This window comes from Variovorax sp. Root318D1, from assembly GCF_001424835.1.
Classification (GTDB): domain Bacteria; phylum Pseudomonadota; class Gammaproteobacteria; order Burkholderiales; family Burkholderiaceae_C; genus Variovorax.
This window is the reverse complement of sequence record NZ_LMCQ01000001.1, coordinates 17,191-33,788: the sequence shown is the minus strand read 5'-3', so window position 1 is coordinate 33,788 and position 16,598 is coordinate 17,191. Positions and strand designations below refer to the sequence as shown.

Below are 16,598 nucleotides of genomic sequence, written 5' to 3'. Positions count from 1 at the left end.
ATTTCATAGCGTCAAAGGCAGTACGCACGAGGGCTTCAAGCCCCCGACGCTCAAAGGCTGCGTGCGCTGAAGGTGTCGCAGGACTTCACGTCGCCGCTTTGGTATCCCGCGCCGAACCAGCGTTGGCGCTGCGCGCTGGACCCGTGGGTGAAGCTGTCGGGCACCACCGCGCGGCCCGCGGAACGCTGCAATGCGTCGTCGCCGATCTTCTGCGCGGCGTTCATGGCCGCCTCGATGTCGCCCGGGTCGAGCCACTTCTTCGACTCTTGCGAATGGTGAGCCCAGATGCCGGCAAAGCAGTCGGCCTGCAGCTCGACGCGAACGCTCAGCGCATTGTTCTGCGACTGGCTCAGGCGGCCTCGCATGCCTTCGACCTTGGCGGTGACGCCGAGCTCGTCCTGCACGTGATGGCCGACCTCGTGCGCAATGACGTAAGCCTGCGCGAATTCGCCCGGCGCGCCGAGCTGGTTCTTGAGCGTGTCGTAGAAGCCCAGGTCGATGTAGACCTTCTTGTCGCCGGGGCAGTAGAACGGTCCCATCGCCGCCTGGCCGGTGCCGCAGGCCGTGGGCGTGGCGCCGCGGAACAGCACGAGCCGGGGCGGCTGATAGTTGCCGCCGTTCTTCCGAAAGATGTCGGTCCAGACCACCTCGGTGTTGCGCAGCACGGTCGACACGAAGGCCGCTTCGCGGTCGCCCGAAGGCGGCTTGGGTGCGGGGCCTTGCTGTTGCTGCTGCACCTGGACCTGCTCGCCACCGCCGCCGCTCAGCATGCTGAGCACGGTCAGCGGATTGATGCCGAAGATCCAGCCCGCGATCAGCGCGACCGCGATGGTGCCGATGCCGATGCTTCGCCCGCCGATGAAACCGCCACCACCGCCACTGCGGCGGTCCTCGACGTTGTCGGATTGTTCGTTGCCTTCCCATCTCATCGCGGTCTCCTTGCCGGCCTTGCAGAAGTGTGCCGGAGCGTCGCTGGATGGTACTTTGTCCGTGCCGGTGCCTTGTAAGCAAAACAGGCATTTGCATGCCTGCGGGGACGCCGTCGGAAATGGAGATACGCGAAGGGTACCCCGAGGCCTGTCAAGCCTTGGGAAGCGTCACGCCGCGCTGGCCCTGGTACTTGCCGCCGCGGTCCTTGTAGCTGGTCTCGCAGACCTCGTCGCTCTCGAAGAACAGCACCTGCGCGCAGCCCTCGCCCGCGTAGATCTTGGCGGGCAGCGGCGTGGTGTTGCTGAACTCGAGCGTCACGTAGCCTTCCCATTCGGGCTCGAACGGGGTCACGTTGACGATGATGCCGCAGCGCGCATAGGTGCTCTTGCCAAGGCAGATGGTGAGCACGTTGCGCGGGATGCGAAAGTACTCGACCGTGCGGGCCAGCGCAAAGCTGTTCGGCGGAATGATGCAGTAGTCGCCGTGCATGTCGACGAAGCTCTTCTCGTCGAAGTTCTTCGGGTCGACCACGGTGCTGTGAATGTTGGTGAAGACCTTGAATTCAGGCGCGCAACGGATGTCGTAGCCATAGCTCGAGGTGCCGTAGCTGATGATCTTGTGGCCGGCGGCCTCGCGCACCTGGCCGGGCTCGAAGGGCTCGATCATGCCGTTCTGCTCGGCCATGCGCCGGATCCATTTGTCGCTCTTGATGCTCATATGCGGTCGCTGATTGCTGCTGCGGGGGGAATGGCGCGAATTGTGGCATGCGCCATGGCCCTGCCATCACTGCGACGAGCCAATGGCTACCCCGCCTGCGAAATCACCGTGCGTTCGACCAGCCGGTCGTCGCCGAGCACGATCATCGCGAACAGCAACTCCTCGAGGCTCTCGGCGCGGATGGCCTTGCGCGCCAGCAGCGGCGTGGCCGCCGGATTGAGCACCAGGAAGTCGGCTTCGCAGCCGGGCTGCAGGTTGCCGACGACGCCATCGAGCCCCAGCGCGCGCGCCGCGCCGCCGGTGTGGCGCCACCAGAGCTGCGAAGGGGCGATGCTCAGCCCGGTCTTGGTTTGCCCCTCACGCCCCACGTAGTAGGCCGCCATCATCGTGTGGAAGGGGCTGAAGCTGGTGCCGCCGCCCACGTCGCTGGCCAGGCCGTAGAGATAGCCGACGCGGTCGGCCGCACCGAAATCGAAAAAGCCGCTGCCCAGGAACAGGTTGCTGGTCGGGCTCACGGCGGCGGCCGTCTTCGTGTCGCGCAGCAGCGCGCGGTCGGTGTCGTCCAGGTAGATGCAATGCGCGTACACGGCGCGTTCACGCATCAGCCCAAAGCCGGCATACACGTCGAGATATGAGCGCGCATCCGGATAGAGCTGGCGCACCCAAGCCACCTCGTCGCGGTTCTCGGCCACGTGCGACTGGATCCACGTGTCGGCGTATTTCGCGGCCAGCTCGCCCGCGCCGCGCATCTGGGCATCGGTGCTCGCGGGCGCGAAGCGCGGCGTAATAGCGTAGCCCAGGCGATCGACGTTGTGCCACTTGCGGATCAGCGCCTCGGAGTCGATGAGGCTCTGCTCGGTCTGGTCGCGCACGCCATCGGGCGAATGGCGGTCCTGCAGCACCTTGCCGCTGATCATGCGCAGGCCGCGGCGCTGCGCGCCCTCGAAAAAGGCATCGACCGACGCGACGTGCGAAGTCGCGAAGGTGAGTGACGTGGTCACGCCGTTGCGCAGGAGCTCATCGAAGAACACGCCGGCCACTTCGTTCGAATGCGCCGGGTCGGCAAACTTTGCTTCCGCGGGAAAGGTGTAGTTCTCGAGCCAGGGCAGGAGCCCTGGCGACGGCGCGCCGATGATGTCGGTCTGCGGAAAGTGGATGTGCATGTCCACGAAGCCCGGCGCGAGGATGCGCCCCGGCAGATGCGTCACAGCGGCATCGGGATGGCGCGGCGACACGGCGGCATGGCTGCCGGCATCGAGCACGCGCTGGCGGCCGGCATTGTCGGGGCCGACGACCAGGAGGCCGTCTTCATCGAAAACCGGCAGGCCGGCGTCGTCGAATCGCAGGAGGGAGGCGCGGTAGGCTTTTTTCATCGTTGCTGCGGAGGGTAAACCAGCCCCGCAGCGCCGCAATTTCCATGCGCATATGAGTGCTATACGCCGTCCCCACTTCAATCCGGCGGCAATGCACGCGACTGGATGTCGAAGGGCACGCCGAGCGGAACCTCTGCATCGCTGTCCTTGCGCTGGGTCAGCAGCGGGTACTTCGATTCGATGAAGTAGACCCGGTCGCCCAGCACCGCGCCCGACGATGGGTCGTTGAGCCCCGCCACCACCGTCTGCAGCGCCAGCTTCGCGCCGTCGGCGCGCGCCACGGTGACCTGTCCACCGTAGGGGCCGTCACCGAAGGCATTGCTCTCGAACAGCACCAGCCGCCCGGGTTTCCAGGCGCGGATCGCGTCGACGTTCTTCATCACGCGCGGGGCCTCGATGCGGCTGACACCGCCGGCGCGGCCGTCGGTGCCGAGGTCGATGCGCAGCAGGTAGGAGGCGGCCGCCACGAGGCTCACGTACACGTTTCGCCCGCTGTCGATCGCAATGCCGTTCAGGCCCTTGTAGGGGCCGGGGCCGGCCAGCGCCGGATCTTCCTTCCAGACCGTGAGCGCGGCAGCGCCCGGCGTGAACCGCAGCACGCGCGGGTGCAAGGAGTCGGTCACGTAGATATTGCCGCGCGCGTCCTGCGCAAGGTCGTTGCAGTAGCCCGCATCGGGCATGGCATAGCTTGCGCGCGGCGCGCCCGTGGCCAGGTCGTAGCGCTTGAGTGCGCTCGGCGTCTGCGGCACGGTGGTGAATCCGATGTTGCCCGAGCAAACCCAGAGGGCTTGATGCCTGGCATCCACCAGCACGCCCTGCCCGTTCGCCAAACCGTTGGCGCCGGGCTTCACGAGCACCTCGGCCTTCGGCGCGAGACCCGGCTTCAATCTGGCCACCGCGCCCTGGCGCCAGCTGCCGACGTAGAACGAACCATCCGGCCCGATGGCGACGCTTTCCGGATACCAGTCCTCGGGCAGCGCCTGTACGGCCGGAGGTGCGGCGCTTGCCGCCGTCGTGGCGAGCGCGAGCAGCGCGCCCGCCAGTCGCGTGCGCCTGCTCATTGCCACACGCGAAACACGCGCCCCGTCAATGGGCCTTCGACGCTGCGCACATAGGCCAGCGCCACGCGCGCGGCTGGTACGGTTTCGACGCCCGGAAAGAGCGCGCCATACGCGGCCGACGATTCGGTCAGCAGCGTCGGACTCACCGCATTGATGCGCAGGCCGCGCGTCAGCTCGATGGCTGCGCCTTTCACGAAACCCTCGACCCCCGCATTCACGGCAGCCGCATTGCCTCCCCCGCGAACCGGGTCGTCGGCCGCTACGCCCGTGGTCAGCGTGATCGAGCCGCCATCTGCCAGAACGTGCTGGCCCAGCAGCGCGAGGCGCACCTGGCCGAGCAGCTTGTCCTGCAGGCCGATGTTGAAATCGGCCGGTCGCATTTCAGCGAGCGGTCCGAAAAAAAGGCCACCGGCCGCCGACACGATCGCATCGACTCGCCCCACCGCCGCATACAGCGCCTCGACACTCGCATCGCTCGTGATGTCGACCTGCCGGTCGCCGCGCGTGCGGCCCGCGCGCACCACCTCATGCCCGCGTTCGGCCAGCGCCTGCGCCACCGCGCTGCCCACGGCGCCGGTCGCGCCCACAACAAGAACCTTCATGCAAACCTCGCTAAAAATGAATCGTGAAGGCTCATTGTTTTGCGAATCGATAGTTTGATAAATTGCCATTTGGTTCGGCAATTCGAAACTATGGGTTCTCAATATGGACAAGCTGCGCGCCATGGAGGTGTTCGTCGCAACGGTGGATGCGGGGAGCTTTGCGGCCGCTGCCGAGGCGCTCGATCTCTCGGCCGTGATGGTGGGCAAGCACATCCGCGCGCTCGAGGAGCAGCTTGGCGCCCGCCTGCTCGAACGCACCACGCGGCGCCACGCACTGACCGAGATCGGCGCCGCCTACCTGGAGCGCTGCCGGGACGTGCTCGCGAGCGTGCACACGGCCGACGGCGTGGCGGAATCGCTGCGGGCCATGCCGCAAGGCGTGCTGCGCGTGACGGCGCCCGTCGCCTATGGCGCACACCGCCTCACACCCGTCATTGCCGAGTACATCGCCGCCTATCCGCAGGTGAAGGTGGACCTGAGCCTGAACGACCGCGTGGTCGATCTTGCCGAAGAGGGCTTCGACTGCGGCGTGCGATCGGGCGCAGCCGTTGATGAACGGCTCATTGCGCGGCCGCTCGCATTGGCGCGCATGTTCGCGGTTGCAAGCCCGGCGTGGGTCGCACGCCACGGCCAGCCCCGACATCCATCGGAGCTCGAAGCCTTTCCGCTCCTGGGCTTTGCGGCCTGGGGGACGAATCACTCATGGCGCTTCACGCAGGGCGGCAAGACAGTGCATGTCCCCGTGCGCGGCCCGTTTTCCACCAACAACGGGCAGGCGTTGCTGGCAGCCGCGATGGCGGGCGTGGGTGTGATCGTGCAGGCCGATGCATTGCTCGGCCCCGCGCTGGCTTCGGGCCAGGTGGTTCAGCTGCTGCCCAAGTGGGAGCTTCCGACGCGTCAGGTGCACATCATGCGACTGCCCGAAGCCCGCCCGAGCGCCAAGCTGCGCACCTTTGTCGACTTTGTCGTCGAAAGGCTGGGCTAGCTATCGCCCCACGCGCCCCTGCACGCCCTCGGCGAGCCAGTTCATCTTCAGGATCTGCTCGTCGTTCAGCTGGGCGCCCTTGGCGATGACGACACGGCCTTCGTTGTCGCGCACGTCGCCCGCCAGCGCGCGGAACGGCTGCAGCTTGCCCGCGGCAATGTCCTTCTGGCGCGCCAGCACCTCCTGCTGCACGGCCTGGGGCACCTTGCTGCCGAAGTCGCCGACGCGGATCATTCCGTCCTTCACGCCGCCCCAGACATTGCCGCTCTTCCAGCTGCCGTCGAGCACGGCACGGGCGCGCTGCGTGTAGTAGCCGCCCCACTCGTGCGTGACCGCAACGATCTGCGCGTCGGGCGCGATCTTGCGCATGTCGGAGTGGTAGGCCACGGCCATCTTGCCGCGCTCCTGCGCCGCGGCCATGACGGCGGTGGAACCGGTGTGGAAGGCGAGCACGTCGGCGTTCTGGTTGAACAGCGCCATGGCGGCATCACGCTCCTTCGGCGGATCGAACCACTCGTTGAGCCACACCACGACGACCTTGGCATTGGGGTTGGCCGAGCGCATGCCGAGCGTGAACGCGTTGATGCCCTGCAGCACCTCGGGAATCGGAAAGCCTGCCACATAGCCCGCAATGTTCGTCTTCGTCATGCGGCCGGCCGCAATGCCCGCGAGGTAGCGGCCCTCGTAGTAGCGCGCATTCGCGGTCGCGACGTTTGTCGCGGCTTTGTAGCCGGTGATCGACTCGAACTTCACCTCGGGGAAGTCCTTCGCTACCTTCAGCGTCGGCTCCATGTAGCCGAAGCTCGGCGTGAAGATCAGCCGGTTGCCCTGCTGCGCCAGATCGCGGATGACGCGCTCGGCGTCCGCGCCTTCGGGCACGTTCTCGACGAAGGTGGTCTTGACCTTGCCGCCCAGCGCCGCGTCCACGGCCTTGCGGCCTTCTTCATGCTGGCGTACCCAGCCGGCGTCGGTCACCGGCGTGACGTAGACGAAGCCGATCTTCAGCGGCTCTTTCGGCGCTTGCGTTTGAGAAAAGGCGGGAGATAAAAAGCAAGCGGCCATCCACGCCAGAACGGCGCGGCCCGCGAGGTTTTTGTACATGGTGGTCCTCTACATGGCCCCGGAAAAGCAAAAACCCGCAGCCGGCCGGGACGCCCGGCTGCGGGGTGCGGATTTTAGCGGGCGCTGTTCAGTGAAGCTGCGCCGGGTCCGCCTGGACATGCTGCCGCACGGCCTCCAGCAGCAGCGTGGCCAGCCGGCCCACCGGCGCCTCGGCCGCGGCCTGCGCGCGATAGAGTGTGAGCGACATCTGCGGCAGCGCCGGAAGGCCGACCGCAGTGCGGTCGATGGCGCGCACGTGCGCGGGCAGGCCGAAGGGCGTGCGCACCGAGAGCCCCAGCCCGGCCGAGGTGGCGGCCCATAGCGCCGCAAGGCTGGCACTGGTGAATGCATGGCGCCACGGCGTTCCCGCGCGATCGAGCGCGGAGGTGACGATGTCGCGCAGCGGGCACGGCGCGTCGAGCAGCACCAGCGGCAGCGGCTCCTTGCTCTTGCGCGCGCCGAGCCGGCGCTCGCGCTCCTTCCACCAGGCCGCGTCGAGCGCATCGGGCGCCCTCGGCCCGATCCACTGTAACGGCAGGCGCGCCACGCGCTCGCCGTGCGGCGTCATCTGGTCGCCGGTGTCCCACACCAATGCAAGGTCGAGCTGCCGGAGTTCGAGCCGCTCGCGCAATTCCGCGCTGCGCGCCACGCAGGCTTCGATGCGCACCTTGGGGTGTGCGCGCGAAAAACGACCGAGCACGGCAGGCAGCAGCGTCTCGCCGAAGTCTTCCTGCAGGCCGAGCCGCACCCAGCCCTGCAAGTCTGCACCGCGCATCGCGGCGCCGGCTTCCTCGTTGAGTTCGAGCATGCGGTGCGCATAGGCAAGCAGCGTTTCGCCCGCATCGGTGAGCTCCAGCCCGCGGCCGGCTTTGCGGAACAGCACGGTGCCCGCCTGCGCCTCGAGTTTCTTGAGCTGCGCGCTCACGGCCGACGTCGAGCGGCCCAGCTTGTCGGCCGCCCGCGCATAGCTGCCGAGCGCAATCCCGGTGGAAAAACTGCGCAGCACGTCGAGATCGAACATCACCTGGGACATGGATTTCTTCCTTGTTCAATCGTCCTGTTTTATCGAATGATCGGCTCATTATTTTCTGATTTTCAAAACCTTTGCAAGGGCGGACACTGCGCCTCGACATGACGCATTCGATCTCCTCCCCGTCTTACCCACGCCGCCACCGCTGGAAAGTGCTGGCCGCGGGCGTGGCCGCCAATGCGGCCTTCTCCGTGGCCTTCAGCGGCATCCCCATGACCGCGGTACTCATGCGCACCGGCTACCACCTCGACAACGCCACGTTGGGCCTGGTGCTCGGCCTCATGGGCCTCGGCATCGCGGTGAGCGAACTGCCATGGGGCCTCTTGACCGACCGCTGGGGAGACAGGCCGGTCCTGCTCACGGGCCTGGGCAGCACCGCGATCGCATTGGTGGCGATGGCGCTCTGGGCCGCGCCGAGCGCGCAGCACATTCCAGGTCTGGGCTGGCTCTGCGGCGGGTTGTTGCTCGTCGGCCTGCTCGGCGGCAGCGTCAACGGCGCGAGCGGCCGCGCGGTCATGACGTGGTTCGAAGCGGGCGAACGCGGGCTTGCGATGAGCATCCGCCAGACGGCCGTGCCACTGGGCGGCGGCATCGGCGCGCTGGTGCTGCCCTTCGTGGCGCTGCATTTCGGCTTCGCCGCGCTCTACGGCCTGCTGGCGCTGCTGTGCGCGCTCAGCGCAGCGATGAGCTGGGCCTGGGTGCACGAGCCACCGGTTGCGCCGCAAGCCAAGGCCGCCGAAAGACCAGGCGCACCGAAGGGCAGCGGCCCGTTGCGCGATGCGCGCGTCTGGCGCATCGTCGCTGGCATCGGTATTCTTTGCGCGCCGCAGTTCGCGGTGCTGTCTTTCGGCACGGTGTTCCTGCATGACTTCGGCCATGCGGGCCTCGCAACCATCACGGCCACGATGGTGTTCGTGCAGGTTGGCGCCATGGTGATGCGCGTGTGGAGCGGCCGCTGGACCGACCGAAAGCGCAACCGCCCTGGCTACCTGCGCGCCTGCAGCGCACTCAGCGTGCTGCTGTTCGCGGGGCTCTCACTGCTGGTGCTGTGCGCGGGCACACACGCCGCCGATTCATCGGCGCTGCGCATGGCACTGGTGGTGCTGCTGGCGGCGAGCGGCGTCTGCGTGTCGGCATGGCACGGCGTGGCCTACACCGAACTCGCCACGCTGGCCGGCGCGGCCCGCGCGGGCACCGCGCTCGGCATGGCGAACACCAGCGTGTTCCTGGTCTGCTTCGTCACGCCCTTCTCCATTCCGCACCTGCTTGCGCTGCAGGGCTGGCCGCTGGTGTGGCTCGCGGCCAGCGCGTGCGCTCTGGTCGCGATGCCGCTGCTGGTGCCGCGGGGCGCAGCTGCCGATCAGAAGCTCGCGAAGACGGCGTTGAGCCGATCGACGTAGGCGCGCTTGGCGGCCGCGTCGATGAAGCTGCCTTCGAAGCTATTGGCTGCAAGCTGCCACGCGTGCTGCACGCCGAGGCCGGTGGCCGCAAAGGTCTGCGTGAAGTTCTGGTTCATGTAGCCACCGAAATATGCCGGATCGTCCGAATTGACTGTGGCGACCAGCCCTGCATCGAGCAGCGCGCCGAGGTTGTGCTGCGCCAGGTCGGGAAACACGCAGAGCTTGAGGTTCGACAGCGGGCACACGGTGAGCGGAACGCGGTCTTGCGCGAGCCGCTTCATCAGCGCCGGGTCTTTGGCGCTCTGCACGCCATGGTCGACGCGCTCCACCTTGAGCACGTCGAGCGCGCTCCACACGTAGGCCGGCGGGCCTTCTTCACCCGCATGCGCGACCAGGTGAAAGCCAAGCTCGCGGCAGCGCGCGAACACGCGCGCAAACTTTTCGGGCGGATGGCCGACCTCGCTCGAGTCGAGCCCTACGCCAATGAACTTGTCGCGAAAGGGCAGCGCCTGCTCCAGTGTCTCGAAGGCTTCTTCTTCGCTCAAGTGGCGCAGAAAGCACAGAATGAGCGCCGCGCTCACGCCGAGCTTGGGCCCCGCATCGGCGCATGCGCGGTGCAGGCCGTTGACCACGACCTCCATCGGCACGCCACGCGCCGTGTGCGTCTGCGGGTCGAAGAACATCTCGGTGTGCACCACGTTGTCGGCCGCGGCGCGCTCCAGGTAGGCCCAGGCCATGTCGTAGAAGTCCTGCTCCTTCAGCAGCACGCTCGCGCCGGCGTAGTAAATGTCCAGGAAACTTTGCAGGTTGGTGAAGGCATAGGCCTTGCGCAGGTCTTCGACGCTCGCATAGGGAATGGCCACGCCGTTGCGCTGCGCGAGCGCGAAGATCAGCTCGGGCTCCAGCGAGCCTTCGATGTGCATGTGCAGCTCGGCCTTGGGCATGGCGCGCAGCAGCTCGGGCAGGCGGTCGACGGAGATCTTCTCGCCGAAGCTCTTGTCGAAGAGGGGTCGGTAATCGGTCATGGTGGGAAAATCGGCGTTGTGATTTCGCACAGCATAAGCGCAGCCGCCCCCTTGGAGATGCGCCAGAACGTATACGGCCCATGCCTCACCACGCTGCTGCGTCCTCCTGCAGCGCACGCCGGGCCAGCAGGAAAGTGGCGGCGTTCCAGCTCTGGCCCGCCATGCCCATCGACGCCAGCGTGCGGCCGTGGAACCATTCCGTAAAGCGCCAGCCGCCGAGATGGTTCACATGCGCCAGGCGGGCGAGCTCGGGCCAGGCCATGTCATGCAGACCCAGGCGCGCCAGCGCCATGACCCAGAAGCCGCCGACGAAGGGCCAGATGCCGCCGTTGTGGTACTGGTGCACCACGTTCTGCTGGTGGCGTGCCATGTAGGGGCGCCAGAGCTCGTGCTCACGCGTCAGCGGGTGCAGCACCACGCGCACCGGGTACGGATCGCACGCGCGTGCCGCAGCAATGGTCTTGACGATGCGGTTGGCCATCGCGGTATCGGCCAGGCCGCTCTGTATGGCCAGCACGTTGCCGAACACGTCTCCCTCGTTGCCGACGAATGAAAGATTGACGAAACTGAGGTACAGGCCCGGATCCGTTCGCCCGCGACGCGCATAGTGCCGCAGCAGCCGGGCGCGGTGGTACTCGGGCAGGTCCTGTTGGTACGGATGGAACAGGTGGTTGAAGTGGTGCTCGGTGGCTTCGGCGTGGTCCAGCGCGAAGCGGCGCTTCACCTCATACCAGAGCGCATTGGTGTACAGCACGTAGCCCGAGCGCGGCATGATGTCGGCCCAGTCGCTGGCCTCGTTCTGCTGCAGGAGCCGGAAGTGCTGGTGCTCCTGCGCCAGCAGCCAGCCGATGGCGCGCTCCACCTCGCCGCTCCAGTGCGAGACGCCGACCTTGCCATGGCGCCGCACGTGGTCCACCGCAATCAGCCACCACAGCGTGGCGTCGATGCAGCCCAGGTACCAGAAATCGGCGTCCTGCCCTTCGGGGTCGACGTATTTGGGAATCTGCCCGTTGGCCGCCTGCTGGACCGCGAGCGCATCGAGGCTGGCCACGGCGCCCTGCTCCAGCGCGGCCACGCCGCTGCCGCACATCGCCATCACGCAGATGGCGGCGTCGCGCCCGAAGATGCGCGTGTAGCGCCGCGCCACGGCCGCCTCGGTCCGGCTGGCGGCCAGGATGCCGTGCGGCGTGAGGTTGCGTTCCAGGAGTTGGATCGAGGCTTGGGTGCAGTCGTCGATCAGCGCGAGATTGGATGCGTCGAGATGGGTCATTCAAAAAAAAGGGTCGCCCGCGGGCGACCCATTATTTACGCGTGCCGCAGTAGGCGCAGCGATTACTTCTTGTCGCCCGGCACCTTGCCTTCCACGCCCTTGACGTAGAAGTTCACGCCCGACAGGAACTTGTCGTCGGCCACGGCATCCTTGGCAACCACTTCCTTGCCGTCCTGGCCGAGGATCGGACCCTTCCAGATCACGAAGCTGCCGTCCTTCAGGCCCTTCTTCACGTCTTCGACCTTGGTCTTGATTTCGGCCGGCACGTCCTCGGCGATCGAGACGATGTCGATGGCGCCTTCCTTCACGCCCCACCAGCTCTGGCCGGTGGCCCACTTGCCTTCGAGCGCGTCCTTGGTGGCCTTGATGTAGTACGGGGCCCAGTTGATGGTGGCCGAGGCCAGGTGGGCCTTGGGGCCGTAGGCGGTCATGTCGGAATCCCAGCCGAAGGCGCGCTTGCCTTTTTCCTGCGCGGTCTTGAGCACGGCGGGCGAATCGGTGTTCTGGAACAGCACGTCGGCGCCGCCGTTGATGAGCGCGGTGGCGGCTTCGGTTTCCTTCGGCGGGCTGAACCATTCGTTGACCCACACCACCTTGGTGGTGATCTTCGGGTTGACCGACTGGGCACCCATCGTGAAGCTGTTGATGTTGCGCAGCACCTCGGGAATGGGCACCGAGCCCACCACGCCGAGCGTGTTGGTCTTGGTCATGGCACCGGCGATCACGCCGGCCATGTAGGCGCCTTCATAAGTGCGGCTGTCGTAGGTGCGCATGTTCTCGGCCGTCTTGTAGCCGGTGGCATGCTCGAACTTCACGTCCTTGCTGTCGGTGGCCACCTTGAGCATTGGTTCCATGTAGCCGAAGGTGGTACCGAAGATCAGCTTGTTGCCTTGGCCGACCATGTCGCGGAACACGCGCTCGGCGTCGGCGCCCTCGGGCACGCTCTCGACGAAGGTGGTCTTGATCTTGTCGCCGAATTCCTTCTCGAGCGCCTTGCGGCCGTTGTCGTGCGCGAAGGTCCAGCCGCCATCTCCGACCGGGCCGATGTAGGCGAATGCGATGTTGAGCGGCGCAGCCGGTGCCGGTGCGGCGGCAGTGGGTGCCGGCGCCGGTGCGGGGGTCGCGGCCGGTGCAGCGGCTTCCTCTTTCTTGCCGCAGCCGATCAGGGCCGCCGAAGCGACCGCCGTGAGGGCGGCCAGCTTGAGCAGGGAGCGCTTGTTCAGATCATTCATTGTCGAAAATCCTCAAAAAGGACAGGTTGGCGGAATCGAGAAGCGAGATTATGAGCCGGGGTAGAACGGCTTCCCAATCGAGGCCGGCATGTTGATGCGAATGAAGGCAGGATTGCGCGAAATCAGCGCCAGCACCACGATGGGCGCGATGTACTGGAGCATGCTGAGGAACTGCGGCGGCACGTCGACGCCGCTGCTCTGTAGATGGAAACCCAGCATCGAGACGCCGCCGAACAGGTAGGCGCCCAGCAGCACGCGGATCGGCCGCCAGGTGGCAAAGGTGGTGAGCGCCAGCGCAATCCAGCCTCGGCCAGCGACCATGCCCTCGACCCACAGCGGTGTATAGACGGTCGATAGGTACGCGCCCGCCAACCCGCACAGCGCGCCGCCGACGATCACCGCGAGGAAGCGGATGCGCCGCACCGGGTAGCCCAGCGCGTGCGCCGATTCTGGCGACTCGCCGACCGAACGCAGCACCAGTCCGGCGCGCGTGCGGTAGAGAAACCAGATGAGGCCGAAGGTCAGGACGACCGCGAAATACACCATTGGGTGGTGGCGGAAAAGCGCCGGTCCGATGAGCGGAATGTCGCTGAGCACCGGCACCGCGTACGACACGCTCTCGGGCAACTTGGCCTGCACGAAGTTGATGCCCAGGAACGCGGAGAAACCGACGCCGAAGAGGCTAAGCGCAAGGCCGGTGGCGTACTGGTTGGTGTTGAGCCAGATCACCAGCACGCCGAAGAAGGCCGCAAGCAACGCACCTGCCGCCATGCCGGCCAGAAAGCCGAGCCAAGGGTTGCGCGTGATGACGACCGTCGCAAAACCCGCGATGGCGGCGCAGAGCATCATGCCCTCGGCCCCGAGGTTGACGATGCCGGCCTTTTCGTTGATCAGGAGGCCCAATGCCGCGATTGCGAGGACCGTTCCCGCGCTCAGGGTGGAGCCTAGCAAGAGTGCGTAGCTGTCCATTTCATTTACTCCAGCGCGGGTTGCTTGCTTGATGCTCTTGTTCGGGGCGCGTGCACAGGCCACCGGGTACCGCGTCGGCGGGAGCGCGCCTTGAACAAGCATGCACAGCGCGTCGAATAGAAAAACAGGCGTTCATCCTAGAGCGCTCCTTCAGTCGAACGCGCAGCAGGCGCAGTGATCGGCGTGCTGGCCTGCAGCGACGAAGTCGCCCCTCCGGCCGTTGGCGCCTTGAGGGCCGCCTTGCCCCGGATGCGATAGGCGATGAGCGTGTCGCAGGCCAGCAGCGTAAAGAGCAGCAGCCCCTGGAACACCCCCGTGAGCGACTTGGGCAGGCCGAGGCGCGACTGCGCAAGCTCGCCGCCGATGTAGAACATGCTCATGAGGATGGCCGAGAACACCATCCCCACCGGATGCAACCGGCCGACGAAGGCCACGATGATCGCCGCGAAGCCGTAGCCCGCCGGCACATACGGCGTGAGCTGGCCCAGCGGCCCCGCCACTTCGAGCGCGCCGGCCAGGCCCGCCGCGCCGCCCGAGGTGAGCAGCGCGATCCAGATGGCGCGCCTCGCCGAGAATCCCGCGTAACGCGCGGCCGCCGGCGCGAGCCCGCCGACCTGCTGCGCAAAACCCGCCCGCGTGCGGAACAAAAACACCCAAAGCACGCCCACGCCCAACAGCGCGATGATCAGCCCGATGCTCACGCGCGAACCCTTGAAGAGCCGCGGAATCTGCGTCACCGCCTCGAAGGTCTTGGACTGCGGAAAGTTGTAGCCGTGCGGATCCTTCCAGGGACCGAACACCATGTAGCCGAGCAGCAGCGTGGCCACGTACACCAGCATCAGGCTCACCAGAATTTCGTTGGCATTGAACTTGTCGCGCAGGAACGCCACGATGCCGGCCCACACCATGCCGCCGACCGTGCCCGCGATCAGGATGGCCACCACGATCCACGAGCCGGTGTTCTTGTCGGCCAGCAGCGCGACACCGCCCGCGGCGATGGCGCCGAACACGAACTGGCCCTCGGCACCGATGTTCCACACGTTGGAGCGGAAGCACACCGCCAGCCCGAGCGCGATGATGAGCAGCGGCGTCGCCTTGATCGTCAGCTCGCCGATCGCGTAGCCGCTCTTGATGGGTTCGTAGAAGAACACCAGCAGGCCCTTCACCGGGTCCTTGCCGAGCGCGGCGAACAACGCCACGCCGATCAGCACGGTGATCAACAACGCCAGGATCGGCGAGGCAAAAGTCCAGAAGCGCGAAAGCTCCGGACGGGGTTCGAGCTTAAACATGGGCCGCCTCCTTCTTGTTCTTCTGTCCTTCCCAAAGACCGCTCATCCATTCGCCGATCTGCGGCAGCGTGGCGGCCGCGCGGTCGATCGAAGGCGACATCCGGCCCTTGGCAATCACGTGCAGCCGATCGCTGATGTCGAACAGTTCGTCGAGCTCTTCGCTGACCACCAGCACGGCGCAGCCTGCGTCGCGCAGTGCAAGAATCTCGCCGCGGATCAGCGCGGCCGCGCCCACGTCGACGCCCCAGGTCGGCTGCGAGACGATGAAGAGCTTGGGATTCGCGTCGATCTCGCGGCCGACGATGTACTTTTGCAGATTGCCGCCCGAGAGCGAACGCGCCGCCGCGCCTGGGCCGCCGGCCTTGACGTTGAAGCGCGTGATGATCGCCTTGGCATGCTTCTCGAGCGCGGCCGTACGGATCCAGCCGCCCTTGCCCACAGCGTTGCTGCGCGTGAGCAGCAGGTTGTGCGCGAGCCCCAGCGTGGGCACCGCGCCGCGGCCCAGCCGCTCCTCGGGCACGAAGTGCAGGCCCATGGCGCGCCGCGCACGCGGCCGGAGCCGGCCGGCCGGCTTGTCGAACACCTGCACCATGGCCGCTTCGGCCCGCACGTCCTCGCCCGAGAGCGTGTAGAGCAGCTCTTTCTGTCCGTTGCCCGACACGCCCGCAATACCGACCACCTCGCCGGCGCGCACCTCGAACGAAATGCCGTCGAGGTCGACGCCGAACTGGTCTTCGCGCGCCAGCGTGAGCCCATTGACCCGCAGCGCCACCGCGCCCGCATGCACCGGCCGGTGCTGCAAGGGCGGCGGCTCGCTGCCGATCATCAGGCGCGAGAGCGACTCGTTGCTTTCGTTCTGTGGATTGCACACCCCCGTGACCTTGCCGCCGCGCAGCACCGTGCAGGCCGTGCACAGCTCGCGGATCTCGTGCAGCTTGTGGCTGATGTAGAGGATGCTGCAGCCTTCCGAAGCCAGCTTGTTGAGCACGCTGAAAAGCTTGATCACCGCCTGCGGCGTGAGCACCGAGGTCGGCTCGTCCAGGATCAGCAGCTTGGGGTTGGTGAGCAGCGCGCGGATGATCTCGACCCGCTGCATCTCGCCCACCGACAGTGTGTGCACCGGCCGCGAGGGATCGATGTCCAGGCCGTATTCGCTCGCCTTGGACGTGATGCTGCGCGCCACTTCAGCCAGCTGCAGCGACTTGTCCAGGCCCAGCCACACGTTCTCGGCCACCGTGAGCGTGTCGAACAGGCTGAAGTGCTGGAACACCATGCTGATGCCCAGCGCCCTCGCCTGCTGCGGGTTGCGCAGCGCCACCGCCTGGCCATCGAAGGTGACCGTGCCTTCGTCGGGCTTGACCGAGCCGTAGATGATCTTCATCAGGGTCGATTTGCCGGCGCCGTTCTCGCCGAGCACGGCGTGAATCTCGCCGGGCGCCACGGCCAGCGAAATGTCGCTGTTGGCCACCACCGCGGGGTAGCGCTTGGTGATGTTCGCGAGCTGGAGTCTGGGAGTTGTCATACCGGGTTCAGTGGGGTTGTCTCGTTCAACAGCAACAAGCGGAAAACATGGCTACAAGTCTAATGGCGTGCCCGCGATCATCGGCACCCGCG

Annotated in this window: 15 protein-coding genes; 2 read left to right on the top strand and 13 right to left on the bottom strand. The window is 66.7% G+C overall.

Annotated elements, in window-relative coordinates:
* Positions 1 to 50: 50 nt before the first annotated feature.
* The 5 genes from ypfJ to ASC78_RS00085 form a co-directional block, all read right to left on the bottom strand.
* Complete coding sequence (ypfJ, locus tag ASC78_RS00105) at positions 51 to 929, bottom strand: KPN_02809 family neutral zinc metallopeptidase (protein ID WP_055794922.1); 879 nt, start codon at positions 927 to 929, stop codon at positions 51 to 53.
* Between the two features lie 151 nt (positions 930 to 1,080).
* Positions 1,081 to 1,647, bottom strand: a complete 567-nt coding sequence (dcd, locus tag ASC78_RS00100; protein ID WP_055794919.1) for a dCTP deaminase — start codon at positions 1,645 to 1,647, stop codon at positions 1,081 to 1,083.
* 86 nt (positions 1,648 to 1,733) lie between these two features.
* The gene (gene guaD / locus ASC78_RS00095) at positions 1,734 to 3,020 is read right to left on the bottom strand and encodes a guanine deaminase (RefSeq protein WP_055794915.1); all 1,287 of its coding nucleotides are present in this window, start codon (positions 3,018 to 3,020) and stop codon (positions 1,734 to 1,736) included.
* A 77-nt stretch (positions 3,021 to 3,097) separates the two neighbouring features.
* Positions 3,098 to 4,081, bottom strand: a complete 984-nt coding sequence (locus ASC78_RS00090; RefSeq protein ID WP_055794912.1) for a hypothetical protein — start codon at positions 4,079 to 4,081, stop codon at positions 3,098 to 3,100.
* Positions 4,078 to 4,683, bottom strand: coding sequence for a short chain dehydrogenase (locus ASC78_RS00085; protein WP_055794910.1), 606 nt, complete (start codon positions 4,681 to 4,683; stop codon positions 4,078 to 4,080). The genes ASC78_RS00090 and ASC78_RS00085 overlap by 4 nt, the downstream gene beginning before the upstream one ends.
* A 103-nt stretch (positions 4,684 to 4,786) precedes the next feature.
* Here ASC78_RS00085 and ASC78_RS00080 point away from each other — a divergent pair, with 103 nt between their 5' ends.
* Complete coding sequence (locus ASC78_RS00080; RefSeq protein ID WP_055794907.1) at positions 4,787 to 5,668, top strand: LysR family transcriptional regulator; 882 nt, start codon at positions 4,787 to 4,789, stop codon at positions 5,666 to 5,668.
* Here ASC78_RS00080 and ASC78_RS00075 read toward each other — a convergent pair whose 3' ends face one another.
* Together ASC78_RS00075 and ASC78_RS00070 are read right to left on the bottom strand one after the other, a co-directional pair.
* Positions 5,669 to 6,769, bottom strand: coding sequence for a BMP family ABC transporter substrate-binding protein (locus ASC78_RS00075; RefSeq protein ID WP_055794904.1), 1,101 nt, complete (start codon positions 6,767 to 6,769; stop codon positions 5,669 to 5,671).
* An 88-nt stretch (positions 6,770 to 6,857) separates the two neighbouring features.
* Positions 6,858 to 7,802 (bottom strand): LysR substrate-binding domain-containing protein, encoded by a 945-nt coding sequence (locus ASC78_RS00070; protein ID WP_055794901.1) that lies wholly within the window; start codon positions 7,800 to 7,802, stop codon positions 6,858 to 6,860.
* 98 nt (positions 7,803 to 7,900) lie between these two features.
* Here ASC78_RS00070 and ASC78_RS00065 point away from each other — a divergent pair, with 98 nt between their 5' ends.
* Positions 7,901 to 9,199 carry an MFS transporter gene (locus ASC78_RS00065; protein ID WP_055794897.1) on the top strand — a complete coding sequence of 433 codons (1,299 nt, stop codon included), beginning with the start codon at positions 7,901 to 7,903 and terminating at the stop codon, positions 9,197 to 9,199.
* Here the strand turns inward: ASC78_RS00065 and ASC78_RS00060 are convergent.
* The 6 genes from ASC78_RS00060 to ASC78_RS00035 form a co-directional block, all read right to left on the bottom strand.
* Entirely contained in the window at positions 9,160 to 10,224 is a 1,065-nt protein-coding gene (locus ASC78_RS00060) for an adenosine deaminase (protein WP_055794894.1), read from the bottom strand. The genes ASC78_RS00065 and ASC78_RS00060 overlap by 40 nt on opposite strands.
* A gap of 85 nt (positions 10,225 to 10,309) precedes the next feature.
* Positions 10,310 to 11,494 carry an amylo-alpha-1,6-glucosidase gene (locus tag ASC78_RS00055; RefSeq protein WP_055794891.1) on the bottom strand — a complete coding sequence of 395 codons (1,185 nt, stop codon included), beginning with the start codon at positions 11,492 to 11,494 and terminating at the stop codon, positions 10,310 to 10,312.
* A 62-nt stretch (positions 11,495 to 11,556) separates the two neighbouring features.
* On the bottom strand, positions 11,557 to 12,726 hold the full coding sequence (locus ASC78_RS00050; protein ID WP_055794889.1) for a BMP family ABC transporter substrate-binding protein: 1,170 nt from the start codon (positions 12,724 to 12,726) through the stop codon (positions 11,557 to 11,559).
* Between the two features lie 48 nt (positions 12,727 to 12,774).
* Positions 12,775 to 13,695 carry an ABC transporter permease gene (locus ASC78_RS00045; protein WP_055794886.1) on the bottom strand — a complete coding sequence of 307 codons (921 nt, stop codon included), beginning with the start codon at positions 13,693 to 13,695 and terminating at the stop codon, positions 12,775 to 12,777.
* Positions 13,696 to 13,832: 137 nt separating this feature from the next.
* A complete protein-coding gene (locus tag ASC78_RS00040) occupies positions 13,833 to 14,984 on the bottom strand; it encodes an ABC transporter permease (RefSeq protein ID WP_055794883.1) in 1,152 nt (383 codons plus the stop codon).
* Positions 14,977 to 16,506, bottom strand: a complete 1,530-nt coding sequence (locus tag ASC78_RS00035; RefSeq protein ID WP_055794880.1) for an ABC transporter ATP-binding protein — start codon at positions 16,504 to 16,506, stop codon at positions 14,977 to 14,979. The genes ASC78_RS00040 and ASC78_RS00035 overlap by 8 nt, the downstream gene beginning before the upstream one ends.
* Between the last annotated feature and the right edge of the window lie 92 nt (positions 16,507 to 16,598).